Origin of the sequence: Microcoleus sp. CAWBG58 (assembly GCF_020883045.1) — a bacterium.
Taxonomy (GTDB): Bacteria; Cyanobacteriota; Cyanobacteriia; order Cyanobacteriales; family Microcoleaceae; genus Microcoleus.
Genome location: NZ_JAHRFA010000055.1, coordinates 1 through 23,198 on the forward strand (window position 1 = coordinate 1; position 23,198 = coordinate 23,198).

The 23,198-nt window shown below is 48.4% G+C and carries 21 protein-coding genes; 11 read left to right on the forward strand and 10 right to left on the reverse strand.

Annotation, left to right across the window (positions count from 1 at the left end):
- Window positions 1-395: 395 nt before the first annotated feature.
- From QZ918_RS22175 to QZ918_RS22205, 8 genes are all read right to left on the reverse strand, one after another.
- Window positions 396-1,724 carry an IS4 family transposase gene (locus QZ918_RS22175; RefSeq protein WP_293338400.1) on the reverse strand — a complete coding sequence of 443 codons (1,329 nt, stop codon included), beginning with the start codon at window positions 1,722-1,724 and terminating at the stop codon, window positions 396-398.
- A 155-nt stretch (window positions 1,725-1,879) separates the two neighbouring features.
- Complete coding sequence (locus QZ918_RS33165) at window positions 1,880-2,014, reverse strand: hypothetical protein (RefSeq protein ID WP_367275412.1); 135 nt, start codon at window positions 2,012-2,014, stop codon at window positions 1,880-1,882.
- A gap of 334 nt (window positions 2,015-2,348) precedes the next feature.
- Window positions 2,349-3,752, reverse strand: a complete 1,404-nt coding sequence (locus QZ918_RS22180) for a family 2B encapsulin nanocompartment shell protein (protein WP_293338402.1) — start codon at window positions 3,750-3,752, stop codon at window positions 2,349-2,351.
- Window positions 3,753-3,833: 81 nt separating this feature from the next.
- A complete protein-coding gene (locus QZ918_RS22185; RefSeq protein ID WP_293338404.1) occupies window positions 3,834-5,027 on the reverse strand; it encodes a family 2 encapsulin nanocompartment cargo protein terpene cyclase in 1,194 nt (397 codons plus the stop codon).
- A gap of 317 nt (window positions 5,028-5,344) precedes the next feature.
- A complete protein-coding gene (locus tag QZ918_RS22190; protein WP_293338406.1) occupies window positions 5,345-6,430 on the reverse strand; it encodes an RNA-guided endonuclease InsQ/TnpB family protein in 1,086 nt (361 codons plus the stop codon).
- Between the two features lie 94 nt (window positions 6,431-6,524).
- Window positions 6,525-7,436 (reverse strand): RRXRR domain-containing protein, encoded by a 912-nt coding sequence (locus QZ918_RS22195; protein WP_293338408.1) that lies wholly within the window; start codon window positions 7,434-7,436, stop codon window positions 6,525-6,527.
- A gap of 304 nt (window positions 7,437-7,740) precedes the next feature.
- Complete coding sequence (locus QZ918_RS22200) at window positions 7,741-8,610, reverse strand: geranyl diphosphate 2-C-methyltransferase (protein ID WP_293338410.1); 870 nt, start codon at window positions 8,608-8,610, stop codon at window positions 7,741-7,743.
- An 88-nt stretch (window positions 8,611-8,698) separates the two neighbouring features.
- The gene (locus QZ918_RS22205) at window positions 8,699-10,117 is read right to left on the reverse strand and encodes a family 2B encapsulin nanocompartment shell protein (RefSeq protein WP_293338412.1); all 1,419 of its coding nucleotides are present in this window, start codon (window positions 10,115-10,117) and stop codon (window positions 8,699-8,701) included.
- A gap of 206 nt (window positions 10,118-10,323) precedes the next feature.
- On the opposite strand from QZ918_RS22205, the gene crtE reads away from it, so the two are divergent.
- Window positions 10,324-11,232, forward strand: coding sequence for a geranylgeranyl diphosphate synthase CrtE (gene crtE, locus QZ918_RS22210; protein ID WP_293338414.1), 909 nt, complete (start codon window positions 10,324-10,326; stop codon window positions 11,230-11,232).
- 14 nt (window positions 11,233-11,246) lie between these two features.
- Window positions 11,247-11,705, forward strand: coding sequence for a divergent PAP2 family protein (locus QZ918_RS22215; protein WP_293145209.1), 459 nt, complete (start codon window positions 11,247-11,249; stop codon window positions 11,703-11,705).
- A 378-nt stretch (window positions 11,706-12,083) separates the two neighbouring features.
- Here QZ918_RS22215 and QZ918_RS22220 read toward each other — a convergent pair whose 3' ends face one another.
- Window positions 12,084-12,587 (reverse strand): YbjN domain-containing protein, encoded by a 504-nt coding sequence (locus tag QZ918_RS22220; protein WP_293145206.1) that lies wholly within the window; start codon window positions 12,585-12,587, stop codon window positions 12,084-12,086.
- 197 nt (window positions 12,588-12,784) lie between these two features.
- Complete coding sequence (locus QZ918_RS22225; protein WP_293338416.1) at window positions 12,785-13,690, reverse strand: ferritin-like domain-containing protein; 906 nt, start codon at window positions 13,688-13,690, stop codon at window positions 12,785-12,787.
- Window positions 13,691-14,106: 416 nt separating this feature from the next.
- Here QZ918_RS22225 and cupS point away from each other — a divergent pair, with 416 nt between their 5' ends.
- From cupS to QZ918_RS22270, 9 genes are all read left to right on the forward strand, one after another.
- Complete coding sequence (cupS, locus tag QZ918_RS22230) at window positions 14,107-14,508, forward strand: CO2 hydration-associated protein CupS (RefSeq protein ID WP_293145682.1); 402 nt, start codon at window positions 14,107-14,109, stop codon at window positions 14,506-14,508.
- A gap of 498 nt (window positions 14,509-15,006) precedes the next feature.
- Window positions 15,007-16,209: a CobW family GTP-binding protein gene (locus QZ918_RS22235; RefSeq protein ID WP_293338467.1), complete on the forward strand. Its 1,203-nt coding sequence runs from the start codon at window positions 15,007-15,009 to the stop codon at window positions 16,207-16,209.
- A 176-nt stretch (window positions 16,210-16,385) separates the two neighbouring features.
- Window positions 16,386-16,841, forward strand: a complete 456-nt coding sequence (gene dtd / locus QZ918_RS22240; protein ID WP_293338418.1) for a D-aminoacyl-tRNA deacylase — start codon at window positions 16,386-16,388, stop codon at window positions 16,839-16,841.
- A gap of 90 nt (window positions 16,842-16,931) precedes the next feature.
- Window positions 16,932-17,147, forward strand: a complete 216-nt coding sequence (locus tag QZ918_RS22245) for a hypothetical protein (protein WP_293338420.1) — start codon at window positions 16,932-16,934, stop codon at window positions 17,145-17,147.
- A 226-nt stretch (window positions 17,148-17,373) separates the two neighbouring features.
- Window positions 17,374-18,612 carry a HetZ-related protein gene (locus QZ918_RS22250; protein ID WP_293338422.1) on the forward strand — a complete coding sequence of 413 codons (1,239 nt, stop codon included), beginning with the start codon at window positions 17,374-17,376 and terminating at the stop codon, window positions 18,610-18,612.
- Window positions 18,613-18,625: 13 nt separating this feature from the next.
- Window positions 18,626-18,796, forward strand: a complete 171-nt coding sequence (locus QZ918_RS22255) for a hypothetical protein (protein ID WP_293338424.1) — start codon at window positions 18,626-18,628, stop codon at window positions 18,794-18,796.
- Between the two features lie 652 nt (window positions 18,797-19,448).
- A complete protein-coding gene (locus QZ918_RS22260) occupies window positions 19,449-21,962 on the forward strand; it encodes a bifunctional serine/threonine-protein kinase/ABC transporter substrate-binding protein (RefSeq protein ID WP_293338426.1) in 2,514 nt (837 codons plus the stop codon).
- Window positions 21,962-22,132 (forward strand): hypothetical protein, encoded by a 171-nt coding sequence (locus tag QZ918_RS22265; RefSeq protein WP_293150629.1) that lies wholly within the window; start codon window positions 21,962-21,964, stop codon window positions 22,130-22,132. Before QZ918_RS22260 ends, QZ918_RS22265 begins: the two co-directional genes overlap by 1 nt.
- An 84-nt stretch (window positions 22,133-22,216) precedes the next feature.
- Entirely contained in the window at window positions 22,217-22,936 is a 720-nt protein-coding gene (locus QZ918_RS22270) for a PHP domain-containing protein (protein ID WP_293338428.1), read from the forward strand.
- The last annotated feature ends 262 nt before the right edge of the window (window positions 22,937-23,198 follow it).

Genomic DNA, 23,198 nt, shown 5'->3' on the forward strand with positions numbered 1-23,198 from the left:
GCTAATTTTTCTTGCAATTCTTCAATAATTTTTTGCAGCCCCAGTACCATTTCTACCAGTTCAGCTTGGCTCAACTGCTCGATTTCGGTTTTTTTCTGTTCTCTGGGGGGTGCGGGCTTTTTCATTTGTTTATTTTACCAGATGCTGCCATTGAATTTTTTTTGACCTGAATCCTTACGTGACTTCTTTAATCGATTGCACTACTTGAATCAATAAAATTGCCAATAAGTAATTAGAACGTGTCAGCTTTTCTGACAAATGGGCATGATATAATTCTGGTATCATTTAATTGTTTTTTGGGTAAGAAGCTTTCTTACCCTATCTTTTTTGAGGCGATTTGTCTAGAGTTATCTCCCTGTATGCTTTTCGGGCGACCTGTCACCCCGTCAGATGACCTACCGTGTACACACAAGTTGATTCTGAGCCAGTTTCCATCCCACAAAGATGGATTCAAACTGTCGAAGTCCATGAACAAGGGTAGGCATTCCGGGAGGTCTCTGAGAACGATAACCAGACCAACCCCCAAGTCGAGCAATCAGCCAAGTAGCCCAAGGTAAGGAAGTGGGAGGATAGGGGTTTTGCAATTTTTTCGTGCGCCCTTGAAGAGATGGTTCAATCACAGACAAGCATTGCTGTTGAGCATCAGAGAAAGTCAGGGAAACAGGTAAGTCAGAATTATCGCGCCCTTCAACCATTTGTAGGGTTCGCACGGCAACCCCTAAAGCCAAGACAGTGAGTTTTTGAATAGCCACTACGGACTCTAACTGTGTAGCTTCAAGATTTAATCCTGCTTGTTTCAATGTGGCAAAAAGTTGTTCAATGCGCCATCGCCATCGATACCATTGGATAACTTGTAGTGCTTGTTCTAAACAAACCACCTTGTGAGTTGTGAGTAATCGCCAATGAATCGCCTCTTGCCCTGCCGGAGGATTAACTTCTATTGCTTCGACTGCATAAAGAGTGATACTGGGTGGATAATCTTGTGCCTTCAAGCGATCGGGACGCCGAATCTTCACACTAACACACCGAATCATCAGCAATGCTTCTCTCGCCGTCCGACCAATGCGTGGGTCTGCTGGTACATTAATAGTACAAACCCCTTCACAGGGCTGTTTTGTTAAATAGGTATAAAGCGATTGGGATTGTCCCAGTAACCGACGGTCTTGACGAACACGCACCAATAAGTGATTATGTTGGTCGGGCACGGTCGCCCATTCCTCATATAAGTCACTTTCGCGGTCACCAATGTGAGTGACCATCACGGCACCACCCTTAGTGAAACACCGCTGACTGCGCTCGGCGGATGCCAACCATTTGTATGATTCTTTTTGCTCTATTGGCAGATTTTGATAATTGCGTTCATGCTTATTCTGATGTTCTAAATCTCGACTCCACAGTTGCACCGTGCTTAACCCTAATGGAAAGCCATTTTCAGCATCCAAAACTAATGTAGGATGTATATAAAAACCCAGATCTGTATTGTTGCCAACCACCCCTAATTGTTCGGGTTTTAATCGGCCGGAGTGGGACTGCAAATTGATTTCACTGCTATCACTGACGGCTAATACGTGCCGTCCTTCTATATTTTTTTGGCAATGCTCCGATAGGCTTTGCACTAATTCCGATACGGTCACGTTTTCATTCTCCAAAAAACGATAGTATCCTACTTGTTGAGCTCGATTTAGGCTGATTTGACGAATATTTACCGATTGATGCTGACCCATTGCTTCATATAATGCCGCCCCCTTTTTACCAACCTTGGGTCTCCAAAGGCTGTTCCTTCCTTCTGTTCTGCGTGAATCAGTATCGGATTGTCCACGGTTTATACCTCTGTCACATCTTTTTTCTAGTTTACTTTGACTTGTGTGTACACGGTAGGTCAGATGACTAACAGCTTATTGATGCGCAAAACAGTCTGGGCAATGCTTAACGGATATTCACGGGGAGACAGTTCGTAACCCACGAAAGTCCCTGGCAATGGAGTTTCTGGACTATGGGATGTAGACAATGCGATCGCCGCTTCACCCTACTTATGCAACTCAAAGCTGAGAAAGAAGAACTTTCAGAGAAAAAATAGAGATTAAGCGGCTGGTTTAGTCCGTTTTTTGTGTGGTGTTTTCCCTTTTTTCACCACGGGATAACGAGTTTTTTTAGTACGTTTGTTCCCAGCTTGCCAGCCCGGAGACTTTCCACGGGGTTTGGGAGAGACAGCCGGTGTGCCAATCTCCGGTAAAAGTAATGCGATTCAGTTTCATAGCCCTAACTTTTATTCGCGAGCAGTACTCGCGAACTTAACTAATTTTTTAGCCGTCATTACTGCTTTTCTACCGTTCTGTCCTACCGACCTCCTACCGCCCGATCTCGACATCCTCGAGAATGCCGACGGCGTCCGGGACAAGGATAGCGGCAGAGAAGTAGTTGCTGACCAGATAGGAGATGATCGCCTTTTCGTTGATGCCCATAAAGCGCACGTTCAACCCTGGCTCATATTGATCCGGTAAGTCCGCAGGCTGAAGACCCACCACGCCCTGATTGTCCTCACCGGTACGCATGACGATGATCGACGTGGTCTGGGTCCTTCTGTCGATGGGGATTTTGCCACAGGGATAGATGGGGATGCCGCGCCAGGCCGGAATGCGGTTTCCACCCACATCGATACTTTCCAGGTAGAGACCCATTCTGTTGCACTGACGCGCAAAGGCGGCGATGGCACGCGGGTGGGCAAAAATGTACTGTGAATTGCGCCGCCGGGCGATCAGCTCGTCTATGTCATCCGGGTGAGGCGGGCCGTTGCGGGTGGGGAAGCGTTGGCTGAGGTCGGCGTTGTGCAGCAGGCCGAACTCTTGATTATTGACCAATTCGTGCTCCTGGCGCTCGCGCAACTCATGTACAGTCAATTTGAGCTGTTGTTCGATCTGGTTCATTGGCTCGTTGTAGAGATCGGCAACGCGGGTATGGACACGCAGCACCGCCTGCACCAGGCTCAACTCGTATTCGCGTGGAGAGGTCTCGTAATCGACAAAGGTCGTGGGCAGCACGGGTTCGCCTGTATGACCGGCAGCTAACGCAATGGCGGCCTGACCGTGTGTATCTTGGGCTTTTGGCGGGCGGGCTTTGAATTCTTCGATGTGGGCTTGCAGCGATTCAGAGGAAGCCGCCACCTCTTCAAACGCCCGCTGCGTCAGCACCAACACCGTGCAGCGCGTAACCGCCTTCATGGTGAAGTCCCAGAGATCGCCGGATTCCACGATCGCCTGGTAGGTGAAGTGGTCGCCATCGCCCAACACCGCAAGCTCCACCTCATCGCCATACTTGCCCGTACCGATCTTCCTGACCTTGCCGTGGGCAATCAGCACAATCTGGTCGGCGGGGGTTCCCTTTTCCACCAGCACATCACCGGGTTGAAACTCCTGCTGCACAAAGCGATCTGCCAACGTGTTCAACACCATTTCCTCGTCAAACTCGCGCAACAGGGCCATTTCGCGCAACTCTTGCGGGATCGCTCGTATGGTGGACCCCACATTGGTAAAGGTCACTCGGCCATCGCCCAGCGCATAGGTCAAACGCTGGTTGACCCGGTAGGAGCCGCCGCGCAGCTCCACCCAGGGCAACAGGCGGCTGATCCAGCGCGAGCTGATGCCCTGCATCTGCGGAGCAGTCTTCGCGGTTGTGGCTAACTTGCGCGCCGCATCTGTACTCAAGCTCGACTGCTCTGCTAGCATCTGCCCATTGGGGTTAAAGTCTTCGGTCATCTTTCACCTCGATTTCTATGTACACACGATCTGGTTTATTCAACCATATGAAATCCCGTTGAACCATTTATGCTTCTATGGTTAGGTTGATGATTGTGAATCTACCTGCGGGGTACTGTTGCTGTTCTTGTAGCGCGGGTTGCTGTTGTGCCATTCGAACGCCCCGCCCATCCACCCCCGCAATCCGCGCAGGAACCGCTGAAGCTCCACGTTGGGCACTGCCTGGAGCTTCTGGTGGCGTTCCCGAAAGTCATGAACCAGGTCGTTGTGAAACTTGACGGTGATCTCCGTCGCCTCTTCAATAGAGCAGCCCCGATCCGCCGCAATCTGTAGCACCATGTTGACTGGTGGCTGCTTATCTGCCAGATCTTTGGCGACCGAAAGAAGATCGTTGACAAGGACGACAGCCGTCCCGGCTAGGAACGCTGCGTGACGGACGCGCGGCTCGAAGAAAAGATCCGCTGGGAGGACGTACCCTCCGATGGGGTCGATTAGCGTCATGGAGGTGTAGAAGCTGTCGTGCTGGCGTGCGGCCAGATACTTCCAAGCTGGCGGGTACTCGCCAGTGTAGCGCCACGCCGCGTAGGCCCCCCAAGAGACGAACATGGAGAAGGTGGCGTAACAGGTACGCTGGACTTGCTCCGGCGTGGCGTACTGACCCAAATAGTCGATGCCCCTACCGAGGGCCACCAGCACGCGCTCTTCGGCTATCGCTTCCTCCAGCGGTGGGGTAAATTCCCCCGCCGGGGGTGGCGGGTCCATGGCGGTCATCGCCAAGAGGAGACGTGGGGGGAGCAACATTGGATCCGCACCGAGCTCGCTGTCGTCAGCGTAGTAGTCGTCGGCGGCCCACCAGGCCATGTTCAGCTTGGCACCGATCAACAGCCGATCTGGGTCGTCGCAGTCCGGGTGGGCCAGCATAACCAGCCGTCCGAACCGTACCTTGCGAATCTTCTCCACCTCGTCCTCATCGAACCCGCACGACCGTGCCCAGGCCGCCAGCCGATCGTCTACCTCGTCCGCCAACGGCTCGTTGAATCGCTCGGTAATGGGGCAGTAGAGTGGCGAGGCAGTCCCATCGCCCCAGGATCTCTCTGCATAGGCCGGATCGAGGTCCCCCGCCGGGGCGAGGTCTGCCTGGAGCGGCCGTGAATCCAGGTTACCGGCACGAGCAGCCTTGGCTAGCTCGCTCACAAAGCGAGCGGCGGATGTACCGAGGCCAGTCGGACCGAATAAAAATGCGGTACTCGTATCATCCAGGTTGGTATCTTTCATGTGGAACCTCCGGGAGCTTGGAAACCCAGCGTCTTCAGACCTGGGAGGAAAAGCGACGCGAGCGGATTTATCTGCCTACCGATTTGCAGCATTTACAGTTCTCCATGAGTTAAAGGATAAAAATTTGGGATCTGAAGGCTTCGCGTGTTGCGTTAACCGCTTGCCTGTTGCCACAGAATGAAGGCTCACCTTTCCGTTACATAAGACCTACTCACGTCTACTCATGACTAGACAACTCTACTCAGTAGTATTGTGAAGCTTACTTCCTGTTTCATCCTGGCGGTGTCGGCACTCACCAGTCCACAGGCTAACCCCGCCTAACTGACGGTTTTTGACAAATTAATCGCTGCGTTTAAATCGCGGTCAATAACAAAACCGCAATGACCGCATTCAAACACTCGCTCACTCAAGGAAAGTGTTTCTTTTTTGATTCCACAATTAGAGCAAGTCTTGGTTGATGGGAACCAACGGTCAGCAACCACAAGTTTTGAACCATACAACTCACACTTGTAGGTTAACTGGCGGCGAAACTCAAAGAAACCCATATCAGCAAAAGACGCAGCCAACTTATGCAACGCCATCATCCCGCTTACGTTCAAGTCCTCTATGACAATTACACCGTGGTTTTTGGCAAGCAATGTCGTTAACTTGTGTAACGTATCTTTACGGATGTTAGCTATTTTTCTATGCAGTCTAGCTATTTTGAGTTGTGCCTTTTGACCGTTGGTTGAACCGATGACTTTATGGCGATTCAAGCGCTGCATTCTGCTTAATGAGGCTGCATATTTTTTGTAGGATTTAGATCCAGCTATCACTTCACCTGTGCTGAAAGTAGCTAATGACTTAACACCGAGGTCAACTCCTACAATACTTGTTTGGCATGATTCTTGCTGTTTTACGTCAAACCTGAAACTGATAAACCATCTATCGGCTTTACGGGATATCGTAACTGATTTTGGCTTCCCTTGGGGAAGTCGTTCGTATGTCTTTAGAACACCAATTTTAGGGACTTGAATTTTACAATTCTCAATAATTTTGACAGCTCCTTCTAAAGTAAAATTGTCGCGTTGCCCTTTCTTCTTAAATCTCGGCACTCCCGCAGTTTTGTTGAAACACCGCTTCCAAGCTTCGCGCAATGCCATTAATGCGATCTGCGGTGTAGACTTGCTGCATTCATAGTACCAAGGATTTTTTGATTTCACTCCTGCTACTAACAGTTTGTGCAAGTCAATAGCTGTGGGGAATTTGAGCTTTTCACTCTCGTTGGTTTTATTGTGGTCGAGTATATTTTTGGTCAACCACAATCCCCAATTCCACGCATGACGCGCTACTCCACAATGCTTGGCTAGCATTGTGCGCTGCCGATCGTTCAATTTCAATTCGGTTTTGAAGCCTAACAGCATTTTTACCTCTCGATCGCGCTTTTGTTCACGCTATATACTGATTCAATCCCTCCTCATTGGGTGAAGAAATGATGAGAGGTGAGTAGGATTTTGGTTACAGTTTCTCACCCTTCGACGCACCGCCGATATAGACAACGCCGTACTTTGGATGTTTGGCAATGCCGCCGCGCTTGAACCCTTCGGACATCGTTCCACCGTAAGGAGAGCGAATCCCGCCCTTACTCGGTTGAAATCGGTGCAACTGACGGCGATGGAACCGAAGTGGAATGACCACAATCAACCGAGTGCTATCCGGTTTGTCGTGTCCCTCGGTGAACCAATTCGCTAGCACCCAAGAATCAACGCAATGGGCCTCAAATTTGTCTGATAGCTTCTGCTTTGATTTCTTCAGTCCGTGTCGATCTCGAAGTTCTTTTGTCTCAAATCCTTGTTGGAGGTGAACGGGAGCAATTCGTTCTAGCTCAGAGTAGAACCATTTCTTGCCTACTTCGAGCGGGGAAAACATGACGTTCCACTTGCGTCCGTTCTTAAAGGTTCTCGCTTTGATGTCTTCCACCACAAAAGCGGTGATGGGAAACAGCTTCGACAACCAGGAGCAGACGCGCAACTTCCACTGCCACCGCGCTTTCGTGCTAGGAGGGAGTCCGCCTCGTTGGCGATTGAGACGAGGTTTGCGACATGGAGTCTTACGGAATCGTCTTGCCCGTCGCATATTGGTACTTGTTTCTTCTGCATCTTTCACCCAATCAACGGCATGAGTTTGCATATTGAGATAAGTGCAAGTCCCAGACTTGACCGTGAATGCTTCACGCTTGGAACCCGGATGGATCCCAACCGCAATGGGTTGAGTGAATCGCGATGATGGTTCTACGTTCAAGCGAACGCAGAAGACACCGCGCTTCCAGAATGGGGTAGCCTTCCCAGAATGAATCCAGCGCTTGGCACGTGCCGCAGTGGTCGGCATCAAAGGATGTTGATTGTTATCGATGACTGGGACGGATTGCATGGCGGTAAGCCTGAATGTGTACTTCCCTTCGCTACTGAGGTTCCGAGAGGTTAGGGATTAGGGAGGTGTCTCTAACGTCGGGTGCGCTGCCACGCGCTCTTAACCTTCAGTTGTTCCGAAGAACCTAGCTAGTCTCGTGTTTAGTCTTGAAGTTCGCCCTATGGCTTGAGCTTATTCAAGCCCCCGTGCTTTAGCCGGGGGTACGTGACAGTCTTATCCCTGTATCAGAGTGGTGGTGTGTGGTGCGTGTGCGGTATGCGCGCTACGCACCACACCATGGTGCGGTTTGTGTTTTGGATAAGCCTTACCGAATGATACGATCGGCGACGATGAGCAGGTAGTGGAAGCTGCCCTCTTTGTATGCCGTAAGGAAGTAATCCTCGACCCCGGTGACGAGCGAAGACTTGGCTCGCAGTTCCCAGTAGGGAATCGTTAGGGGAGTCAGGTCGGTGACGGTAATCGGGACGAGGTTGTTCGCCGCCAGTGCCTTGAAATATTGACTGCGCGGATGGATGTTACAGATGTAATGCGCATCGATCTGGCTGACCGCCCGCGAGCGCCCCCCCGTAACGTCGTTGTAGCAACCCGTGATGCATGCGTAGCGACCACCATCCTGCAACAGGCGTGCAAACTCGGCGAACAGCTTGAACAGATCTACATACATGGTGGTCTCATTCGTCCAAATGCTGCGCATGGCTCCCGTCTCGAAGCCAGTATCGAGCATGTTGCGAAAGTGGAACTTGACCTTGTCGGCCACGCCGCGCTGCGCAGCCTGGTCGTTGGCAAACTCGACCTGAGATTCTGAGATTGACACTCCGTCGACCTGACAACCAAAGCGTTCATTGACCATGAAGCTGGTGCCGCCGCGACCGGAACCGCCATCCATCACGCGGTCATCAGGCTTGATGTCGCCCAGATGGTCGAGCAGGAACGCCCCCTGGGCGTGTTCGAGCCGGTGCAACTCGCGAATAATCCGATCGTCGCGCTCACCTTCGGGGGCTTCCAACACCGACCAATCGACATCGCCGATCCCGTAGTGGTGGTGGTAATAGCCGTCAACGTGGCCGAGCAGCAGATTAACGGGATTCTTTTCTTGGTTCCAATAGTTGGCAACTGACTTCTGATATTCACTGCGCAAAACATTGTCGGCAGTGATAGTTTGAGGCATGGTCATAGAATGCGTTACTCGTCAATAGGTGTTTCAATGAGTGTATGCTGAAGATGCTGACAGTTGACTGTTCAGGTATCTCCGCCGGAATTTACTAGCGTCCTAGCTCGACATCTTCGAGTACGCCGACGGCATCGGGTACGAGGATGGCAGCAGAGAAGTAGTTGCTGACGAGGTAGGAGATGATGGCTTTCTCGTTGATGCCCATAAAGCGCACGTTCAACCCCGGCTCGTGCTGATCGGGCAACTCTGCGGGTCGAAGACCCACCACGCCCTGATTGTCCTCACCGGTACGGACAACGATCACGGAACTGGTCTGGGTGTTGCTGATGGGAATCTTGTTGCAGGGCAAAATCGGGATGTTGCGCCACGCCATGACTCGTTCGCCCCCCATATCATGGCTGTCGGGGTAGAGACCCAGCTTGCTGCACTCGCGGCCAAAGGCGGCAATGGCACGCGGGTGGGCAAAAATGTACTGCGCATTGCGGCGGCGGGTGATCAGCTCATCAAAATCATCTGGCGTGGGCGGGCCATTGCGGGTGGGGAAGCGCTGGCCCAGGTCGGCGTTGTGCAACAGACCGAACTCTTGGTTGTTGACCAACTCGTACTCCTGGCGCTCGCGCAACTCGTGCACCGTTAGCTTGAGTTGTTCCGCAATCTGGTTCATCGGATCGTTGTAGAGATCGGCAACGCGGGTGTGAACACGCAGCACCGTCTGTACCAGGCTCAACTCATATTCACGCGGAGAGGTTTCGTAATCGACAAAGGTCGTGGGCAGCACGGGTTCGCCGCTGTGGCCAGCGGCCAGCTCGATGGCGGCCTGACCGTGCCGATCGTGAGGCTTGGGGGGTTGGGCTTCAAACGCCTCGATGTGCGCCTGAAGCGATTCTGAGGAGTTGACCAGTTCTTCAAAAGAGCTTTGTGTCAGCGCCAAGACCGTACAGCGCGTGATCGCCTTGATGGTGAAGTCCCATACGTCTTCGGATTCGAGAATGGCCTGATAGGTAAAGTGGTCGCCATCGATCAACACACCCAATTCCACCTCATCGCCATACTTGCCCGTACCGATCTTGCTCACTTTGCCGTGAGCAATCAGCACAATCTGGTCGGCGGGGGTTCCCTTCTCTACCAGCACATCACCGGGTTGAAACTCCTGCTGCACAAAGCGGTCGGCCAACGCGTTCAAGACGGTTTCGTCTTCAAAGTCGCGCAGAAAGGCCAGCTCGCGCAGCTCCTGGGGAATTACCCGAATCGTTGACCCGACGTTCGTAAAGGTGACGCGACCATCACCCAGCGCATAGGTCAAGCGGCGGTTGACGCGATAAGAGCCGCCGCGCAGCTGCACCCAAGGCAGCAGGTTGCTGATCCAGCGTGAGGTGATGCCCTGCATCTGCGGAGCGGTCTTGGCGGTTGTGGCCAACTGCTTCGCTGCCCGAGTACTCAGGCTCGACTGTTCCGCTAGTGTCTGCCCATTAGAATTCACATCTTCTCTGGAATCACTAGAATAGGTCACGAGTTAGTCCTCCACTTTGTTAGTTATGCAACAAATAATCCAATATTATAAGTTTCTGTGCGATCGCACCCAGACAATGATTAAATTAAATTTAGATTTCTGGCGATCGCTACTGTCCAAGTTGGTTTGATCGACCCGAATAAATCAAAGTATCCCAAGTAATACCAAGTATAAGAGAGCAAGGGATGATATTTGCAGCAACAGAAATGGATTCGTCCCAACCAGAATCCACTTTCGACTTATCTACTTACCTAATCAAACAAAAAAAGGCGATCGAGGTAGCTCTCGATAATGCCCTACCCGTCATCTACCCAGAGAAAATTTACGAAGCGATGCGCTACTCGCTGCTAGCAGGTGGCAAGAGGCTGCGCCCCATCCTCTGTTTGGCTAGTTGCGAATTGGCTGGTGGTACTGCCGAAATGGCAATGCCCACGGCTTGCGCTGTGGAAATGATTCACACCATGTCGCTGATTCACGATGATTTGCCAGCAATGGACAATGACGACTATCGGCGCGGTAAACTGACTAACCACAAAGTCTACGGCGAAGATATCGCAATTTTGGCTGGCGATGGTTTGTTGAGCTATGCCTTTGAATTTATTGCCACTAAAACTGAGAATGTACCACCCCAGCAAGTGTTGCAGACAATAGGTCATTTAGCCCGGGCATCGGGCGCTTGTGGAATTGTAGGCGGTCAGGTGGTTGACTTAGAATCAGAAGGATTAAAAAATGTTTCTCTAGAAACTTTGAATTACATTCATGCTCACAAAACTGGCGCAGTCTTAGAAGCGTGTGTGGTTTGTGGGGCAATTCTGGGTGGGGTTGCTGCTGCGGATTTGCAACGTTTGTCTCGTTTTGCCAAGAATATTGGGCTGGCTTTCCAGATAATTGATGACATTCTGGATATTACTGCTACTCAAGAAGAATTGGGCAAAACCGCTGGCAAAGATGTTCAAGCCGGAAAGGTAACTTATCCGAGTTTGTGCGGAATTGAGGAGTCTCGGCGCCAAGCCAAAGAGCTTGTTGCTGATGCTAAGGCTCAATTGGCAGTGTTTGGAAGTAAAGCCCAACCGCTATTGGCGATCGCCGATTTTATTACCAGCCGCAGTAACTAGAAATACTAAAGAATATGCAGGAAATTTGCAGCGGCATCTTAAACAATCATGTACTGATAGTTGCTTTGATCGCTTGTCTGTCGGCTCAAGTCATTAAATTGCCGATCGAATTAATCAAAAATCGCAAGTTTAATCTGCGGTATTTGGTAACAACGGGCGGAATGCCCAGCTCTCACTCATCTTTTGTGGGCGCTTTGGCTGCGGGAGTCGGACAAACGATGGGATGGGAAAGTCCAGAATTTGCGATCGCAGCCATCTTTGCAATTATTGTCATGTACGACGCTGCTGGAGTCCGCCAAGCAGCAGGCAAACAAGCTCAAATCCTCAACCAAATTATCGACGAGTTTTTTGAGGAAGACCACAACTTTAATGAGGCTCGCCTGAAAGAGTTGCTGGGACACACTCCTTTTCAAGTGTTCGTCGGTTTGGGGCTGGGAATCGCGATTTCTTGGATCGCAGGGCCTGCATATTAGTTGACAGTTGACAGTTGACAGTTGACAGTTGGTTCAAATTACCAATGACTAATAACGTTCGCGAGCAGGGACGCTCGCAGTGATGACTAATGACTAATGACTGATAACGTTCGCGAGCGGGGACGCTCGCGCTAATGACTAATGACTAATGACTAATGACTAATTAGGGCTTGCTGAAAAAGTGTACGTAGTGGAAAAACGAGACTACACAGCTTAAAAAATAGTAGGTTTATTGCTGGCATTCCCAAATTTCGCCAGAAATTAACAACTTTCATTGCAAGGGTTTTGAGCCTCTATAATCCTATAACTTGCACTCATTCAAGCAAAAAAAGCTTAAACCCCTTGTCTGGTAAGCTTTCTACTTTTATTCAGCAAGCCCTAATTACCAAATTCTGCTTGCAGCAAGTCATCGTTGTCATCGGCGATGGTGGCTACAATAGTAATAGCGCGTGACATTTCCCCAGCAGAGATTTCGGCGATCGTCCGAGTTGATATTACGGCAACTTGGTTGTCAACGATCGCAAAATGAGATTCTAAAGTAGCCAGCCAATTCATTTCTAGCAGTTTCCGCATTAATTTAGCTTCATTCTTTGCCGGCAACTGAAGCACAAAGGCCCAAACAGTCAAAGTATCATTTTCGGTTTCGCCCGTGAGTTGCACGAACACTTCAACGCTGCCGTACTTGAATTTCCAAAGATGTCCGCCAGCTTCATTTTGACCGACCATCACTTTTTGGTCTACGGCCATGCTGGCAATCACAGTTTCAATTTCTTCGGCATAGCTCACTGCTGTGGCTTGTTCGACCTGCTCGGAGGCGATCGCGCTTTCGCTAGATAGGCTTTCTGCCGAAGCTGTTTGTGGGTTTGGCTCGCTGTTAGTCATGATTAATATTTAAACGGAAAAGTGTTCCAATAATCTTTACCAATACAGTTTACTTCGTATTTAGGACTTACCAAAATACGACTGATTGGATTTTAGATTTTGGATTTTAGATTAAAGAATTGGCTATGACTTAAATAATCACTGGTTCCCAGGCTGTGCCTGAGAACCCATATCCTGAGGCTCTCCCTCGCCTGTATCTAAGCCTTGGGCTTAGCGGCTGCCGACTTCTTCTCAATCGGTTTTAATCCATTGAGGAACATCGGCACAAATTTCTCCACAAATGCTTGCGGATCTCGGTTCCAGGCCCGTTGAGCCACATCGACTCTGGTCATTTGCAAATCGGGGGCGAGCAGGGTGGCCGGCAAGCGTTCCATCAGATATTGCGGGCGTTCCCACATCGGCATCGTGTTGGCAATGTCCACGAGACGGGTGACGCGACGGAGTTCTGCTCCCAGCATGATATCCATTCCCGATGCAAATGCTGCTTGTTCGATCGCCGCATACTTGCGTTTCGCCTGTTCCACCTTCTCGCGGTGTCCCGGACTCTTCGCAGCAATTTTACCCAGCCAGCGGTTGCCCCAGCGGACGTGACCAGCTTCTTCGGGAAAAATCTTTTCGATGGTTTCGCGGATTTTGACGTTTTCGTCGGTTTGAGGAGCATTTTTCAGGGCGTGGATGTGCGCTGAGAAATACTCGCATCCCCGCTTCTCGGTGACGTTAATCGCCGCTAGGGAAGAAATTACAAAATCTTCGCGGTCTTTGGTAGGGTCTTTTTGGTCGCTGTCGAGCAACCTTTCAAATTCGTCAATGTAGGAAACTCCTGGCGGCGTTCCCACCTTCTCACCGATGTCTACAAGCAAGTCCGTAAGCCACATGGCGTGTCGCGCTTCGTCCGAGATGTGCCGGGAAAGATCCCGCACGAGTTCGGCCGGTTCGCCGTCTAGCTGCTCGATCAAGTCGGTGAGGTCTTTGCAACTGCGCTGTTCGCTGTAGCGGTAGCGGTTGAGGGTAATTAAGTGGATTTCGCGATCGCGCACCACTTGACTTAATATCTCGCGCGCTCCCATGCCGTTGCGAAGCTTGCGGGGATAGGCAACTGTCATGTTTGTATGTTGTTTTGTAAAGATACCTATATAAGTGTAACGCAATTTTTATGACAACCAATGCCCTCAGCACGCAGAAAGTTGTTGTGCGCTTTTGGCAAAGATCGATCTTGAAGGTGTTGCCAACTCAGCCATTCATGTCGATCGCTCTGCGTTTACATTTCATACTGCGCCTGGGCGATCGCAAATTGTGCGATCGGCTGAATATATTTAGGAACAGCTTATTTTGCATTAGAGTACAATAAAATCTCGATATTTTCATCTATCTTTAGATAGGTATTTTATAAGTTATTTTTCAAAAAATGTTTTGCTATTTTAGCCAAGAATAACTGAACAAATAAAAGAAAAAAATAGGTAGCTAAATTAACTTTTAAGCGTTATATTGATATATGGAATACAAAACCTAGGTGACTCACTTGGCTGACATCGTTGATACCGCCGTTTCGGCAGGCTCTTTTACAACTCTGGTTGCTGCCGTCAAAGCTGCTGGTTTAGTCGATACTCTCAAAGGCACCGGGCCCTTCACAGTTTTCGCACCTACAGACGAAGCTTTTGCTAAGCTTCCCGCAGGTACTGTAGAAGGACTGCTTAAGGATATTCCTAAGCTCAAAAAAATCTTGACTTATCATGTCGTTGCTGGCAAAGTTATGGCTGCTGATGTAGTCAAGCTGAAATCTGCCAAGACAGTTGAAGGTTCAGAAGTCAAAATTGATGCTTCCAATGGCGTCAAAATCAATGATTCTACCGTTACCACAGCCGATGTTGCTGCTGATAATGGCGTCATCCACATCATCGATACAGTCTTGCTTCCTGCGTAAGCAGAGATTTAGATAGTGCAATAATACTATCTTGAGGGCGGTGGCTGTTGTTAGCCACCGCCCGATTTTAATTGATAGTTAAAAACTAAATATTTTACTATAAAGAATTGGTTGAAAGCCTGAACCCTTGTAGGGAGAAATTAAAATCAGACTATTCATTGCTCCAATCCTCTTCTTTTTAGGCAGAGGTCGCTGTCAACTGTCAACTGTCAACTGAATTAAGTAGCGCGATCGCAAAAACCATTATAGAGCAGGGGGAATTGGTCGATCGCAGGAAGCGATTGTCTGCCCCAAATTTGTCGCCGCTGGATTTACCGGAAAAACAGGCTGTAAGCCAATAGCATTCGTACTCTGAAGCTTATTTGCGGTTGATGCGTAGATGCCATGCCGCCAAACCCAAAATTTCTCCCAGAAACCGGGTTGATGGGGGCTGAGCTTAAATAAGATACAATAAGAACCACAAGGAAAGTGCGATCGACATTATTTGACAGTCAAGTTATGCAATCTACAACTCAGTCCGAGACAGAAACGGCGATGGACGCTCCCAAACACGGATTGCCCGTTACAATCATTACAGGATTTCTCGGCAGTGGCAAAACAACCCTGCTCAACCACATCCTGACCAACCAGCAAGGTTTGAAAACAGCAGTTTTAGTCAATGAATTTGGTGAAATCGGCATCGACAACGAACTGATTGTTACTACAGACGACAACATGGTCGAGCTGAACAACGGCTGCATCTGCTGCACGATTAACGAAGATTTGGTTAATGCAGTTTACAAAGTTTTAGAACGTCAAGAAAAGCTCGACTATCTAGTAGTCGAGACCACCGGACTCGCCGACCCGCTGCCAGTAGCTCTGACTTTTTTAGGCACAGAACTGCGCGACATGACCCGTCTAGATTCAATAGTTACAGTAGTAGACGCAGCCAACTACAGCTTAGATTTGTTCAACTCAGAAGCAGCCTACAGTCAAATAGCTTACGGCGATATTATTATTCTCAACAAAACAGATTTGGTTGAAGAAGCAGATTTAGATTTGTTGGAAGTTAAGATTCGCGATGTCAAAGAAGGTGCTCGAATTTTGCGAACAGTAAAATCGCAAGTTCCCCTACCCCTAGTCCTTAGCGTCGGATTGTTTGAATCTGACAAATATTTCCAATCTGAGGAAACTGCTAGCAGTCACGACGATCACGATCGTGCCCATCACGATCGTGCCCATCACGATCATGCCCATCACGATCATGCCCATCACGATCATGACGATCACGATCATGCCCATCACGATCATGCCCATCACGATCATGCCCATCACGATCATGCCCATCACGATCATGCCCATCACGATCATGCCCATCACGAGCACTCCGGCCATTTAGACAATGACGGATTCACCTCAATTTCTTTCCAAAGCGACAAGCCGTTTTCTCTGAGGAAATTTCAATATTTCTTAGACCATCAAATGCCAACAAACGTGTTTCGCGCGAAAGGGATTATGTGGTTTGAAGAAAGTCCGAAACGGCATATTTTCCACTTGAGCGGCAAGCGATTTTCAATGGATGACGACGAGTGGAAAGGTGAGCCAAAAAACCAACTTGTTCTCATTGGTCAGGGTTTGGATACCGAGACTTTGCGATCGCAAATCGAAAATTGTCTCTGTATGCCTTCAACCAATCGCGGCCAAGGTTTTGGGAAAAACTAACCTGGACGCAACTGTCACATTAAATCCAGGTACGTAGTTGCGCTGTCTTCGCTTTTGAAATCAGGTATGTAGTTGCGCTTAAGCGCTCTTTCCGGGATATCGGAAAGAGCGCTTAAGCGCAACTACGTACCTAAGAATTCATTCTTATATATGTCCAGGACTGTTTTAAATTTCCCATGCGAGTCATAATCCAGCGAGTCAAATCGTCTCAAGTCCAAGTGAACGATCGAATTATCGGCAAAATCGGCTGCGGACTCAACTTGCTTGTAGGTATTGCCGGTACCGACACCGAAACAGAAATCGACTGGATGGCTCGGAAATGCCTGGAATTGCGTTTGTTTCCCGACTCAGCCGGGGACGGCGGCCGCTGGGACAAATCCGTACAAGACATCGGCGGCGAGTTGCTCGTTGTCAGTCAGTTTACGCTCTACGGCGACTGTCGCAAAGGTCGGCGCCCTTCGTTCGATCGCTCTGCCGCCCCAGAAACCGCCGAAAAACTTTATGCAAAATTTGTCGAAAAGTTGCGCCAGAGCGACTTAAAAGTCGAAACAGGCTTGTTTGGAGCCATGATGCAAGTATCTATAGATAATGACGGCCCGGTGACTTTGGTGTTGGAGAGAGAAGCAGGGTGAATACTCTTCTATTGTCTTCCTTTGCGTCCTTTGCGTCTTCGCGGTTCGTTCAAAAAAAGCCGTTGCCCCTTTTAAAAGAAAATTTATAAATTGACCGGGTTTCCCAACTGCTGTAGCGTAGGTTCTGAAGATATTAAAGTTCGCTACATTCTGCCGAGTCTCAATTCCGCAATCTCCGACGCCGAAAACCCCCTCAAAAGGCCAGTTGCTAAATTGTCCACTCAGTGGCCCCAGAACACCGTCAATCTTTGTCGCGATCGCCACACCCGCATAACAGCTCAGAATGCTTGTACAGTCAGGCTTTGAAGGCAATAAAATCAATCCTCAACAGCCACCGCTTAAAATCAGATTCGGCAGCCAAAAAATGTTGCATGAGAGAGTGGAACACTGGCATCACTGTGCCTATCTGTATTTCCCTATATTCAATACATAGAGAGTTGAATCAGCCGTGCCAAGCGAAACCGCCAGCAACTGCCGCCTCGCTCCCTGAAAAATGTCCTCGCACGCTGTGCGCTACCACCCGATAAACGCCATGACTGTCACAACTGCCACCAACCCCGTCAACTGCAACACTGTTTCTAACCTCAACTTCATTCCGGCTACCTCCACCGAACAAACCGCCGAAATCAATACAGTTTCCAGCATCGATGTCCTGGCTTTGGCTGAATTCGCCCTCAAAGAGTTGGAAGCAGAAATGAAAACTGCCAGCCGCAGCGCTCAAGCAGTGGCGATGCGAATTGCTAAGGAAGTCGAACGGATTTGCCAAAAAAGCGATCGCATCCAAATTTCCGGTGAAGTTGAAGCTTGGCAAATCACCTTAGCCGAGCACCGGTTGCAAAAAACTCTCGAATTCTATCGCCTCGGTTCCAAACAAGGCCGCGTCCAACTGCACTCTCACCTCGCATCGATGATTTACCGTCATGTTGCTTCTTTCCGATCGAACTTGAACTTCCAAGCTCGCTACAACATGATTGAAGACTTTTTGCAAGGCTTTTACATCGAATCTCTGCGCGCTTTCCGCCGCGAACACCAACTCGACGCCACCTACCAGCCCCGCACTCAGATTGAATTGGCTGAGTACATGGCTTTTACCGAACAATACGCCAAGCGCCAAATCGGTTTGCCGGGCCGCAACCGCCAACGCCTGATCGTGCTTCGCGCTCAAGGATTTGCTAAGGGCCAACCTCCCGAAACTGCGATCGACATTGAAATGGCTGTAGAATCCGGCAAGGGAGAAGATGCAGAAATGTACAGCCGCTCTCCGGCGCTGCAACAAGTGCGCGAACAAATGGTTTCGGAAACTGTCGATCCGGCTGATGCTGTGCTGCGCGATCGAGTAGTCACCGAATTGATCGCCTATCTGGAATCCCAAAATCAGCCAGAATGCGTCAACTACTTGACTTTAAAATTGCAAGATCTTTCAGCTTCGGAAATCGATCGCGTTCTCGGTTTGTCCTCCCGCCAGCGCGACTACTTGCAACAACGGTTTAAGTACCACGTCGAAAAATTTGCCCGCACTCAAAACTGGAAACTCGTCCACGAATGGCTGGGTGCTGATGTCGATCAAAAACTGGGCATGACTTCCGACAAATGGGAAACATTTCGCGCTCAACTGTCGCCCGAACAACAACAACTGTTAGCAATGAAGCGGAATCAAGAATGCGACAAGGCGATCGCCACTGCACTCAACTGCACCCCCAAACAAGTCCAAAAACGTTGGGCACAACTGTTGGATCTGGCAAGCCAGACTCGCAACAGCAGCCAAGCATAACGGGTGATCCAACATGAACGCAAGTGTTTTATTGAGATTGGAAAATGCGATCGGGTGCGGCACCGGAACCGGAATGCCCGCCCCGCAGTCCGCTCTCAAATCTACCAACGCTGCTCAATTATTACCCAAATTATCGCCGCTTTCTGGCAAATTCAATTTATTAAAACAACATTATTTTTATTAAAGTTTTTCCTTCCCAGGTCATGCCTGGGAATTTATTTTTGCGATTAATTATTATCATATTTAGACGATCGAACAGGTAATATCGTTTGCGGTCATATGAAAACAATTTAACCGCAGAGAACACAGAGGACACAGAGAGAATATAGATACTGGATTTGATATATAGCTTTTATCCAAAAGATGAGGTACGTTGTTGGGCTTGAGCCCTCTGAGTTTAGTGGTTTTGCAAGCTGTATATTATACCTCATCTTTTGGAGAAAGGCTATAGCTTTTCTCCAAAAGATGAGGTGTGACTGATACTATTTTTCTATGAAGTTGCATCGAATAGATCCTTGTCAGTCATCAATACGGTTTACTTAAGATTGTCCGAAGAGAGGAACGAAGCAATTGCAGTATCTATTTTTCATAGAAATTTCCCCCCAGGACGCTATATCAGTAAACGGTATTGTGTTAGTCATTAGTTATTAGTCATTAGTTATCAATTATCATTATTGATTGGTCAGTGACAACTGGAAATGAGAAATTGCTGAAAGTTATCATGTTTTTGATATGGGCAGAGACGAACTTGATATGTTGCCACAGTGTATCTAGGAACAAAAAAGCGTATAATCAACATCAAAGACCGGAGCCAGTCAACAGGTGCTGAAAAATATATGTGTCTAGACCCAGGGTATATCCTTCACGAAAGGTACCAAATTATCCAGCAATTGGGACTGGGAGGGTTTGGGATTACTTACAAGGCTAAGGATCTAGCCAAACCCGGAAATCCCGAGTGCGTTGTTAAGGAAATTTCTTTTCCTTCATCGAACGCTCTGCACGTCTTGGAGAAGGCAAGGACGCAATTTAACAAGGAAGCTAGTGCTTTGGGCTGTCTCGGCAATCACCCGTGCATTCCCAAATTATTCGCTTACTTTGAAGAAAATGACCATTTTTACTTGGTTCAAGAATACATTGAAGGACATCAGCTCAAGGAAGAACTCACTCCAGATACACACTGGGAAGAGGATCGGGCGATCGCCTTGTTGCTGGAAATTCTGGAAATTTTAAAGTTCGTTCATAAACAAAATATTATTCATCGCGATATTACACCTTCTAACTTAATTCGGCGCACAACAGATAACAAAATTGTTTTAATTGATTTTGGGGCTGTCAAAGAAATCAGCACTTTTACTGCTGACTCTACAGGTAAAATATTCACATCGCAGGCGATCGGCACCAGCGGTTATATGTCTCCCGAACAATCAAATGGACGTACTGCCCATGCTTGTAATGATATTTACTCTGTAGGGATGATCGTGATTCAAGCTCTCACCGGAAAGCATCCCACAGAGTTCAAAAACTACGATCGTGCTGGTGAAATAATCTGGCATGACTCGACGTGCGATCGCACTCCGCTACCAGTGAGCGATAATTTTAAAAATATTCTCGATCGCATGGTTCGCTTCCACTATATAAATCGATATCAATCTGTAACGGAGGTTTTGCAAGACTTAGATGATATGCGATCGCCTCTATTACCCGAACCTCAGCCGAATTCGATCTCGTCTGATGCTACTGAAGTTTCGCCAAACCCGAATTTACCACCCAGCCAACAACCCGAGTCAGGCAAAACTCCGCCGCAGGGGCGATCGCGCTTTCGCTGGCTGCTGTTGGGTGTTGCGGTAATGGCGGCAGGGGCGATCGTAATTTCAAACATCAAAAAATTTCCCATAATCCAGACAAATTCGCCGCAACCAACCCTACCTACATCCTCACCTACACCCTCCCCACGTGTAAGTTCCGGCGAAAGACTCCTAGTAGAAACCTCCGCCCTTTGGTCAAAACAAAGAGCAATAAATGAATTTGCCGGCGGAAATTATCCTGAAGCTTTAAAATTGTTCAAACAGTCCTGGCGGGAAGACCGCAGAGATCCAGAAACTTTAATTTACACCAACAATGCTCTGCTGGAGGCGATAGGTGCAGAGTATTATACGATCGCAATTGTTGTTCCCATTCGCCGAGATCGGGACGGGACGGGAACTATAGTCAATGCAAGTTTAGCCGAAGAACTGCTGCGCGGTATTGGTCAAGCTCAAACCGAAGTTAATTTAGGTCTCCTGTCTGGAAATAACAGCGAGCGAGATTTTCCCGGTCAAGGATTTCTCGAAGCAAAATCGATTAAAGGAAAAGGTCTCAAAGTAATCATTGCTGATGACGCCAATATCAAATCCTACGCAGTTCAAAGGGCAAATTACCTAGTCACTCAACCAAATATTCTAGCAGTCATCGGACACTACACCAGTGACATGACGGTAGAAACAGTAGATATTTACAATCAAAATAAACTGGTCGCCATTTCTCCGGGAAGCACAACAGAAGAACTAACGCGCAAACCTCGGAAATTTTTCTTTCGGACAGCCCCAACAACTAGCAAAGAAGCTGAAGGCTTAGCCAATCAACTGATTAAAGTCGGTCAAAAAAGAGTTGCGGTTTTTTACAATCCCAATAGTCCGTTTAGCGCTTCCTTGTGGGAAGAATTTAAAAAGCAATTTGAAGCCGAAGGAGGTTCGACTTTTAGATCCAGTAATTTCGATTTATCTAAAAATGATTTTAACGCCGAAGCAGCAATCAAAGAAGTTGAAAAAGCCAAAATAACAGCCATAGCTCTCTTTCCCGACGGTCAAGTCACTAATTCTCTCGAACACGCCCTCGATACGATAAAAATCAACGACGATCTCAAGTGGATTGTTGGCCCTTGGACTCTGTACGATCCGCGAACTTTAGAAGCAGCAAAACAGCTAAAGTCTGTAAAAAAACTCGCCGTATCCGTGTTTTGGCATCCGTTAATCAGTTTTGATAAAAAGTTTCCAGTTAATGCTGAAAAATTGTGGGGAGGCCCAGTCAATACTCGATCGGCTTTAACCTACGATGCAGCTAAAACGCTGATTAAATCCCTAGAATTACAGCCAGAACCCAGCCGTGAAGGAATGCAAAAAACCCTAGCATCTCCAGACTTTAAAGCTGACGGTGCCACGGGTATAATTGAGTTTGACTTGACAACGGGAAATCGAAAAAACCCTCCTAAAGCTTTAGCGCACATTGTTCCGTGTCCTAGAGAACAATTTGGTGTGACGTTTGTGCCGATCGAATTTCCGACAGCCACCGCCGCAGGTTTAAAGTGCGACTAATGCTTTACCAGAAAGAATTGGTTGAAAGCCCGCCCGCCCGGGAAAAATTAAACTCAGACTGTTCATTACTTCAATCCTCAGACTTAAGGGTAGAGGTTTCTCTCAAACTCTCAACTGTCAACTCTCAACTGTCAACTCTCAACTGTCAACTCTCAACTGTCAACTGTTGAAAGTACCTGCGGGGATTCGCCCCCAACATTTAAAGAAAAAATTAGATATAGTTAACAAAGCTAGTTTTTTTTATAATAATGCTTATGACAGTCAATCTCGCTCCCTCAACAAGTTCTAGCCTCAAACCAGAATCCCAGAATATCTCGGCACTCAAACAAGTCTGGCAGACAATTGATGCCGGTAGCTGTCCGGGTTCCTATAACTTCCATATGCACACAGTCTACTCCGACGGTCGATTGCAGCCAGAGAAGTTGATGGAACTAGCCATAGCAGGCGGCCTCAAAGGCTTCGCTATCACCGATCACCACAGCACCAAAGGCTACGTTCAAGCTCAAATTTGGCTGGATAACTGGAAATTAAAGCATCCCGACAGGAGTACCGCAGCGCCGACTCTTTGGACGGGCGCTGAAATTAACGCTGAATTGCTCAAAAACGACGTACACATTCTCGCTTACGCCTTCGATCCTGAACATCCTAGTCTCACACCTTACTTGCGAGGTAAAGGTACTGAAGGCCACGCTTCTTATTCCGCAGCCAGGGTAATTGAATCGATTCACGAAGCAGGAGGTTTAGCAGTTTTAGCGCATCCTTGCCGGTATCGATCGATCGCAGATCAACTAATTCCAGAAGCAGCCCGTCTTGGCATTGACGGCGTAGAAATTTACTATGCTTACGGTAATCCTAATCCTTGGAAACCGAGTCCCAAACAAACTGCTTTAGTCAAAGATTTAGCTGAAACCCATGGTTTGCTGGGAACTTGTGGAACTGATTCTCACGGCCTGAGTCTTCTTGTCCGAATTTAGATAATTTGGAAATTATAAATTGCGATTTATACGGACTGTGCGGGAATTGCGGCAAAGACATACAGATGTTTTTCGGTCAGTCTGTCTTTGACAAACGACTTGTTTGGTATCTATTTTATGACTGCCCTCACTGCGGAGAAGCAGTCGTTTGTAGTGCGGACTTCAGTCCGCAGCATAAAGCGGACTGAAGTCCGCACTACAAACCTTGGTTAGGAAAAAAAATTAATAACTTGACTACTTAGAATCGCAAATTAAATAATTT